Origin of the sequence: Halobellus captivus (genome assembly GCF_003697845.1) — an archaeon.
GTDB lineage: Archaea > Halobacteriota > Halobacteria > Halobacteriales > Haloferacaceae > Halorubrum > Halorubrum glutamatedens.
Genome location: NZ_RDQE01000034.1, coordinates 1 through 1,403, shown reverse-complemented (window position 1 = coordinate 1,403; position 1,403 = coordinate 1). Strand labels below are relative to the sequence as shown.

General features: G+C 60.6%; 1 protein-coding gene. It reads right to left on the bottom strand.

The features are described 5' to 3' along the window. Positions 1-13 precede the first annotated feature (13 nt). On the bottom strand, positions 14-1,288 hold the full coding sequence (locus EAO78_RS17565; protein WP_122107028.1) for an IS4 family transposase: 1,275 nt from the start codon (positions 1,286-1,288) through the stop codon (positions 14-16). Between the last annotated feature and the right edge of the window lie 115 nt (positions 1,289-1,403).

Here is a 1,403-nt window from a genome sequence, read left to right as displayed (position 1 = left end):
CATTCGTCTTTAGCTAAGACTCGCACCTCGGTTGCGTAGCGGTAGCGAGTGTCTCTTGCAGGATCGGTCGTTGCTTGTGGATCTTCTGCGCGTCGTCGATCAGCCGCTCCAACAGCGGCGGTGGCGAGTAGCCGAGATACTCACCGAGTTCGTGAAGGATGAGCTGGGCGTGCGACCGGAAGGTCGCCGCCCAGCGTTCCGGCGGAAACACGATCTCATCGTCGGCCTGCTCGGTGACCAGATCCAACAGCTCACGACTCACGAGCAACGACAGCAACGCCGCGTACAGCAGAATTTCCACGACATCCGCGTTGCTCGTGTCGAACTCGTCCAACTCGTACTGCGTCTTCAGCTCACGGAACAGCGTCTCTACCTCCCAGCGACACCGATACAGCGTTGCTAGATCCGCCGGGAAGAACTCCTCTCGCGGCAGATTCGTGATGTACAGATGGTAGTCGTCGGCGTCCTCATCGCGGACGCCGACGACGCGGAACCGCTTCGTGTCCAACGACCGAGTTCCCTCGTACTGCCCCCGCTTGAACTCCACTTCCACCTCTACATCGATGTACGTCCGCGAGAGATCATCGACTACATCCTGGAGCTGCTCGCCCTCCAAGGGAATGGCGCGCCCGCGCCATTCCCGCAACTCCGCCGTTATCACCGGATTTGCGTTCTGCTTCAGCCGACTCACGAAGTAACCGTCGTTCTCGTCGATCAACGCGAACCGGCGGTACTTGAAGTACGCGCGGTCGAACAGAACCAGCCGTCCGCACAGCCACGACCCTGTCTTGAACAGCGTGCTGTCGTGCGTTTTCTCGTCAGTCACATCGATCCGTTCGATCGTCTGGTCGGTGGCGTTGTGGAGCAGGTGGAGCTTCGCTCCAGCCTGCTCCTCGTGACGAGCCTGGTACTCCTCGGAGAGGAACTCGTGCAGCCGCAACACGGTTCCATCCGCGATCATCACGTCCCTGAATCGGTCGATATCAGCGCCAACAGCGTTGGGGACAGCGACCTCGTCGAGGCCGCGCTCGACGAGGTCGCGAAGGTACTCCGCGAGCGTCGGCGTCAACCGCTGATAGAAGCCGCCGGGCGAGATCGTCTCATCAGCTGTGGCGTTGTAGCTGCGTCTGAACCCAGCGAGTGTTCGGCTCTCGCCTGCGGCGAAGCCGAACACGAGCGCCCACACGAGGACTGGTACCTGTAGCTTGCCCTCTCGCTCGACCACGCCGAGTTCCTCGGCGTGCGCTTCGAGGAACTCGGAGGGAAACAGTGTAGTGAGCCGACGCATGATTCTCGATGAGGAGGCTTCGGTGTACACAGTCGTCGCCTCCTCATTCCTCTCGCAAAGAAGCCTCGATAAGCCGCTGCTGTCACGCGGTTTCTCTCTTAGCTAAAGACGGATG

Coding starts and splice junctions, on each gene's coding strand:
- EAO78_RS17565 (WP_122107028.1), bottom strand. CDS start 1,288: ATGCGTCGGCTCACTACACTGTTTCCCTCCGAGTTCCTCGAAGCGCAC.